The following is a 7,163-nucleotide window of genomic DNA, read 5'->3' on the forward strand; positions in this document are numbered from 1 at the left end:
AACTCCATATCTTAAGAGATATACCTCACATATCTCTGTTATATTTATCTAAAACCTCCCGTACTTCGGGAAGTGAATCCAAAAAAACTTCGACACATTTCGGATCAAACTGACTCCCCGCTCCTTCCTTCAGCATCTCCACAGCCTTTTCCATGGGAAATGCAGGCTTATAGACACGCGGAGAGGTCAGAGCGTCAAAAACATCCGCTACCGCCATGATCCTTGCAGACAATGGAATCACATCCCCGTGAAGGCCCTCCGGATACCCCTTTCCATCCCATCGTTCATGATGATAGGCAGCCATGTTTCTGGCTTCCTTCAGATAACTTTCTCCATGAACGGAACTGATGGCTGTTTCCATGATCCTTTTACCGGCTGTAGTGTGAGTTTTCATTATTTCATATTCTTCGTCTGTGAGCTTTCCGGGTTTATTCAGAACACTGTCTGAGATATTGATCTTACCAACATCATGAAGCGGGGCGCTTCGTACTGTATCTGCCATAAACTTGGGACTTATTTTTTCTGCATAATAGCCCTTCTTTTTCAGGCCATCTACTATTATCTTTACATAGGCTGCCGTTTTTTGAATATGGGCGCCTGTATCCGAATCACGATTTTCCACCATATCCGCCATGGTTATGATGATTCCGTCCTGCATCCTGGCAGTAGATTCTGAAAGTTTTCGAACATTTCTCATCTGCTCTGCCTGATTCAGTGTCAACTGACATATGGCATGATACAGCTTTTCAACCTCGTCCCCTGTACGTATCCCAAGCTTCCTAACGGTTCTTACATTTTCATCCAGGGTCACCTGGTCATATCCTGCGGATGAAAATCTGTCCACACATCTAGCAAGGCTGCTTATGGGATACTCTACATATATATCCACCATCCAGGATACGACAACTATGAGTAAAAGGAAAAAACCAGCAAGAATCAGGCCAAGTCTGTAAAGAAACTCCCTTAAAAAAAGCCAGACAGTCGTAAGAGAGACTTCCGCTCCTATATACACACCGGTGTTTTGATCATCTTTTTTCAGTGGATAATATACATTAAGAAATCTACCCGAATTATCTTTGGATTCGATGGGGGCTATCTCATTTCCCATAATGAAGTCATCACTATATGCTTCAAACTCGTCCCTTATGGGCGCATGCACTCCCGGCTCATACTGTATGTAATCATCGTTCTTATCGAGATCAAAGATAAAATATGCGCCGTCCTTTGAGATTTTCATCACACGCAGCTTTTTCACTCCGTAAGCACTGTCACATATTTTCTTTAACAGCTTTTCTGTTTCGTTATATCCCTGGGCAGCCCGCCCTTTTTTCAGATAATCCTCTACTCTGTCCGCGTCGATGATTTCCGCAGCAAATTGCACCGCTTTTCTGGCATTCTCTGTTCTGGCTCCCTTTTCATTATTATAGTAAAGACCAATGCCAACAAATCCTGTTATGAAAAGCAGTAAGCAGCAAAGCCCCATCAGCATCACAGACATCCTTCTGCGGGAAGAAACCTTTACATCCCCTGACCAGTCACGAAGATCCCTCAGTTCTTCCGTTGAAAGCGGTCTTTGCCTCCATACACCCTCTTTGATATTGAGTTTTATATCTTCGGAAATATGACTGATTATAAAAAAGGCAACAGAAACAGAAATACCCTTATCAAAAATATCCAGAAGTATATGCACTACGAAAAGAGAGATAACAGGCGAAATTTTCAGAGTCCTTTCAATATAATCCGCTATAACGGAAATAGAAATATCCGGAGAATAGCCATATAACACCCACTCCGTCAGGAAACCCAGGGTTCCGCTTAAAAAACCCATACTGACAGCAAAGCCTGCCATTTCAGACACTTCAGCATGTGCATGCCTGTTATGAAAATGGACGATATACAACGCGATCAGAACATTTATAAAAGAATAGTACACCATCCCCCCTCTGTAAGACTCACAGATGAGATTAGTGAAAAAAGCTGCCATAACTCCCGGAAATATCCCTCCCAGCCACGCAGCACACATAGTGCCGATGGTGTCAAGATAAATCGGTAAGCCGTAATGCATGGTAAGAAAATAGAGTGTTGCATTTAAGCACACTCCAAAAAAGATAACCATAACGCGGGCCCTTACGCCGCGTTTGATCTTAACTGCTTCTGATTTCATCTTTTCCAATACCCCTATATAAGTAAAACCCCTATGTAAACCACTTTACCACGAGAAAGTACGGGGTTCAATTTCAATTTGGAATATCCGTAAAATTCCAGACATTTTGTACATTATTTAAGAGTTTGTATAACAAAAAAATCCCGCAGATCCGAGACATAGCCTCATTTCATCACGGGATTTCTATCTTAATTCATCATCTTCTGTCTTCAGTTATCTTGTTTATGGTCCATACTCTCGTATTTACACCCTCAATGGCTGTGCCACAGTAGTCACACACCTTGGCTCCTATCATCTTAAGAGGTGCGCCGCAGTTTGGGCAGTTATATCCTATCATCCTGCCCTTCAGTTTACTGTCCACCTTGTCCGCATCCTGGACATACACAAGTTCTGTTTTGAAAACCGTCTGGATCTTTCTGATCCGTGCCCCGGTATTTCCGGAAGCGGAATTTGCTTTCATTCCTGCCTTTACATGACGTTCATAGCTGGCTGATGTCTGTGTGCGAATGGTACAGAGTCCGGAGTTTCTGTCATATCCGAAAATCACCGTATTGTATGCATGTCTGTTTTTGAACTCAAGCTCATCCTCCGAATAGGTCAGATTCTTCACTCCGGTGCCTTCATTGGTGATAACTCTCTCAACCTCCTCCATAATGAGGGGGTGATCCTTTATGATTTCCGGATCTCTTTCGTCTATAGCTTCCATCCTTCTCAAAACCGCATCCTGTATCCGTACCTTCCACTCATTCCAGTTGAACTCAGGAAAATCCTTCTCAAGCTTAGGAATATAAATCGAATCCATAGAGGACAGGGACTTTGGCTTCGCGGTGTATTCCGCCTCTTCGATCATGCCGTCACCGTTTACCACCGCTTTCGCTATTGTTTCCACTGCCTGGCCCATGATTGAATGACGGAATCTTCTGATACGGTATCCTATATACCCTACTATAATAAAAAAAGCGGCAAGACTCAAAACGGGTCCTAAAATCGCTCCCCAATCAAAATTCATACTCCATCCCCTTTATGATTTCATAAAACGTCTCTTGAAACCATCAGTTATCAAAGGATTTCCCGCATTTCGGACAGAACTCAAAATCTTCACTTGTCTCATATCCGCAGTTATAGCATATCTTTGAGGCCTTAGCCTCTCTGACCCTGCTGCCTTTCTGTCTTAAATACAGGTCTTCCTTATGTATGGTGACATTTTCCCCATACTCAATGGATCTTCCCGTCTCCGGCCTGAGTTCATATACGGATCCGCAGCAGGAAGTCTCAACATAGTATGTCCTGCCCCATTTAAATACCGGAATAAAGAATATGGACAGTACCATATATGTCATGAATACTCTGTACTGTCCCATCCTCCCGCAGAGATCGCAGGTCATCTGCTGATGAAAATCAAGATCCTTTCGACCATTTGTTATACCGAAAAAGAAAATCATGCTCTATTTTACCAAAACCTTCCGATAGCTGCGATATGATCATAATGCATCGCCCTGGTTCCACGATCTTCAAAAACCGAATTACGTCTGCTGTTGGTGGCATGAACTATGGAATTATCACCGGTATATATAGCAACATGGCTTACGGAACCTATACTTCCGCCGTAGAAAATCAGATCTCCGGGAAGCATCTCCGCCTCACTTACATATCTTGGAGCACTGGCAGCCTGCTGCTTTGAAGTTCTGGGAAGCGAAATACCAAACTGTCTGAATACGGCCTGAACAAAGCCTGAACAGTCCACTCTTCCGTTAAGAGAATTTCCCGCTCCATAAGGCAGAACCCCTATATACTGTCTTGCAAAATTAACGATATCCGGACGGCCTGATGCGGACATGGCATAAGCATAGGCATCTGCTGCAGAATAAATGTTTCCGTTTGAAGTACTCTCTGAAGCCGCATCTGCTGCAGAAGCCTCTGCCGTAGTATTTGCTGCACTTCCATCGAGTGAAGCTACTGCAATAGTTTCACCCTCGCACTGTACCGAACCGTCTGCCTGAAGCGTTACTATACTGATACCGTCTGCTCCGGCTTTAACAGGTGCCATTGAACCGTCTTCGTTGTACTGATACGCCTCCTGAACCCCGTCACTGTTGAGGTCCATCCAGGCCCATTCCTTATTTTCATCCGCAAATGCCGGCACCGATGCTGCCACCACAAGCATTGCGGTCATCATTCCCATCAATATTTTCCTTTTTAATCTCATATTACCCCTTAAAAAGCATTAAATATATTCATTTTTCGAATAAATATAAGCCAAACGACTTTTCTATTGTAACTTCTACCCATGTTTTTTTGCAAGAAAAAAATAAAAGTATACATTATGAATAAATGACAATAAAAATGCCCTGATTCCTCGCATCCGGAACCAAGGCATATGAGCTACTGACCGGACTTGAACCGGTGACCTTCTGATTACGAATCAGATGCACTACCGACTGTGCTACAGTAGCTGATGATATAAACTTATCCCGTATCCGAAAAGCACCCCAGCTTTTCAGATACGACCATAAGTTTACAGATTTTAACAGAGCTTGTCAACCTAAGAGTTTTGATGCACCACACCGTTTCCGTCAATGCTTACACCTTCGCTTATTCCCGTTATATAGGAGTAAACGCCTGCAATATCAGCTGCACTGTCAAGCTTCTCTGTATATCCCGCCGAAGACTTGCCGGGAATCAGCTTAAGCTGAACATCAAATGCCTTTTCTACGGAAGTTTTTTCATCCGAAGGATTTGAATCCCCGGCTTCTTCCGGTACGGCACTTCCGGTTGTGTCCCCTTCTGCTTCTTCCGCATCATCTATAGTCACTCTGAGAAGGGCGGTTGACGGAATGGAACTTCCGAATACAAAATTACCCAGACTGTATACGATGGGAACCCCGTTATAGTACTCTATTCCCTGAAGAACATGAGGATGAGCTCCTATAACAAGGTCTGCTCCGGCATCAACTATGTCATGTGCCAGAGTCTTCTGAACCTCATTAGGATTTTCCTTTCGTTCCTCACCCCAATGGACATAGACTACAACAAAATCAGCCTGTTCACGGGCAGATTTGATCTTTTCAATAAGTGCAGTATCGTCATAAGCCGCAAAAACACCTGTGCCTGATTCCGCAGCAGCCCAATAGGGCTCTGGAATCACTCTTGTTGCGCCAATGAAGGCGATTTTTTTGCCCTTAATGCTTACTGTGACGGATTCAGCGGCACTGCTCAAATCTGATCCGGCCCCCACATGTCTGATTCCGGCATCATCCAGGGTGCTTATAGTGTCCAAAAGAGCTTCTGTACCGTAATCCAGTGTATGGTTATTGGCAAGTGTGACCAGATCTATGCCCATTTCCTTTAACAAACTTACATTATCAGGGGAAACCCTGAAGGTGAACTGCTTGTTTTCTGCCTGTTTTCCTCTGGTGCTGAAAGGAAATTCCTCATTGGCAACAAAATAATCCACCGAATCTATCTCCTGACGGTAACCCTCGGATAAAACACCACTGATGTCTCCTGCGGAGCGATATGCCTCCATAACATGATCACTCAGGTACACATCTCCCGCAAACAAAAGCTCCACCGGTTCGGAATCACCTTTACCTATAGCTTCAGCTTCTACGGGAATAGCCGGGTCCTTAACTGCTATGGCTCCGGACTCATTGACATAGGCAGTCAGACCTCCCGTATTATCGGTCAATTCAGTTTCCGTAACTTCAGATTCATAAGTCTCTTCAGCTTCTGTTTCTGCCGGACTTTCCTTTGGCTTGAATTTCTCAGAAAGTTCTTCTTTTATCTCAGAAAACCTGCTGCCCATATTTCCCACAAGATCCGGGTTCAGTGTAACCGTACTTATGATTATGATTTCAAAAATAAGCATGAAGGCGCAGAAAAAAATACCGATTCTTCCCCATCTGCGCTTTCTATAAACCACTTCTGTCTCTTTCTCGGGAATGAAAGGAACAACATCCTGAAACCTGTCTTCAATTTCTATGCGCTTACTTTTTTCAACCAGTCTCTCTGCTCTTGTTCCCGAATAATTACTCCGTCTGGAATTAAAAAATACTTTCTTTCTGTCATCATCCTCTTTAACCGGTTCATTTTCAAACTCTGAGCTCTCATACAGCCTCTTCAATTCTTCAGACAATTCATACTGCTTTTCATCAGTTTTTCCGCTGAACTTAGCCTCGGTCTTCTTTCTTTCGTAACCTGAAATTACAGTCCTTTCTCGCTTTCTTTTTTTGCTTTTAAATCTGCTTTCCGATTTCTTTCTGCTCTTTCCAAAATCTGCCCTGTCATTTCTCCCGGCTTTATGAGTTCTTTTATTTTCCCCCTCTTCCGAAGTTCTTACACGATTTCTGCCGAGAGTCTTTCCGATGCTTTCCACTTTTATCCGACGTCCGTGCTCCGCATCCTCTTCATCCGGTTCGGGAAGCAATTCCCTTTGAATACTTCTTATATCCGGCACTTGCAGCTCTGTTTCGGGTTTTTCTGATTTATCCTGACCATATCTGCTCTCAAGATTACTATCATCTTCGCTTTTTATTCGCTCCGAACGTGGTCCCCGGTAATTAGATATGGATTTTTTTCTGTCCGTATGTTCTTTCAATTTATACCCTCTTCGTAAGGATGGCTTTGCCATACTTGCGTGATTTTTTGTTCTTGTTTTTTTCGTTTTGCAAAATATGACACCCATTTTACATCAAAAAGGCTTTAAGTGCAAAGTAGGTCATCCTAGATGGACAGCGTAAGTTTACCGTAGGAATTGAAAAAGCGAGAATCGCCAAGATTTTGAAAAAGTTAAGTAGATTCGTCATTTACTATAATCCCATAATCAAGGCAGTGTCAAATATGCGTAATTTGAGCTTTAAACCATGCATATTTCTGTCCTAAAACACTTACCTCATGATTTGCACGGTCTACGTATTTTCCCCATTCCTTGTGTATCTTTTCTCCGATTTGTTTAGGATCCATTATAAAGCTATCCTCTGCACCAGCGGCCTTTGGAAGT

At 43.2% G+C, this 7,163-nt stretch carries 5 protein-coding genes and 1 tRNA gene; all 6 read right to left on the reverse strand.

The window, feature by feature from the left end; translation table 11 throughout:
- Positions 1-25: 25 nt before the first annotated feature.
- The 6 genes from T515_RS07315 to T515_RS17985 all read right to left on the reverse strand — a co-directional run bounded on the left by T515_RS07315 (position 26) and on the right by T515_RS17985 (position 6,761).
- The gene (locus T515_RS07315) at positions 26-2,164 is read right to left on the reverse strand and encodes an HD-GYP domain-containing protein (RefSeq protein ID WP_036609277.1); all 2,139 of its coding nucleotides are present in this window, start codon (positions 2,162-2,164) and stop codon (positions 26-28) included.
- A gap of 196 nt (positions 2,165-2,360) precedes the next feature.
- Entirely contained in the window at positions 2,361-3,173 is an 813-nt protein-coding gene (locus T515_RS07320; protein ID WP_036609279.1) for a zinc ribbon domain-containing protein, read from the reverse strand.
- Between the two features lie 43 nt (positions 3,174-3,216).
- Positions 3,217-3,606, reverse strand: a complete 390-nt coding sequence (locus T515_RS07325; protein ID WP_036609281.1) for a zinc ribbon domain-containing protein — start codon at positions 3,604-3,606, stop codon at positions 3,217-3,219.
- Positions 3,607-3,614: 8 nt separating this feature from the next.
- The gene (locus T515_RS16540; protein WP_051671540.1) at positions 3,615-4,346 is read right to left on the reverse strand and encodes a C40 family peptidase; all 732 of its coding nucleotides are present in this window, start codon (positions 4,344-4,346) and stop codon (positions 3,615-3,617) included.
- 198 nt (positions 4,347-4,544) lie between these two features.
- Positions 4,545-4,617 (reverse strand) — tRNA-Thr (locus tag T515_RS07335).
- Positions 4,618-4,706: 89 nt separating this feature from the next.
- Positions 4,707-6,761, reverse strand: a complete 2,055-nt coding sequence (locus T515_RS17985; protein WP_051671541.1) for a CapA family protein — start codon at positions 6,759-6,761, stop codon at positions 4,707-4,709.
- Positions 6,762-7,163: the final 402 nt, after the last annotated feature.

Source organism: Oribacterium sp. P6A1, assembly GCF_000702885.1.
Classification (GTDB): Bacteria; Bacillota; Clostridia; order Lachnospirales; family Lachnospiraceae; genus Oribacterium.

What these genes read in the sequence shown, in the direction of transcription:
- T515_RS07315 (WP_036609277.1), bottom strand. Translation starts at nt 2,164, where the DNA reads ATGAAATCAGAAGCAGTTAAGATCAAACGCGGCGTAAGGGCCCGCGTT.
- T515_RS07320 (WP_036609279.1), bottom strand. Translation starts at nt 3,173, where the DNA reads ATGAATTTTGATTGGGGAGCGATTTTAGGACCCGTTTTGAGTCTTGCC.
- T515_RS07325 (WP_036609281.1), bottom strand. Translation starts at nt 3,606, where the DNA reads ATGATTTTCTTTTTCGGTATAACAAATGGTCGAAAGGATCTTGATTTT.
- T515_RS16540 (WP_051671540.1), bottom strand. Translation starts at nt 4,346, where the DNA reads ATGGGAATGATGACCGCAATGCTTGTGGTGGCAGCATCGGTGCCGGCA.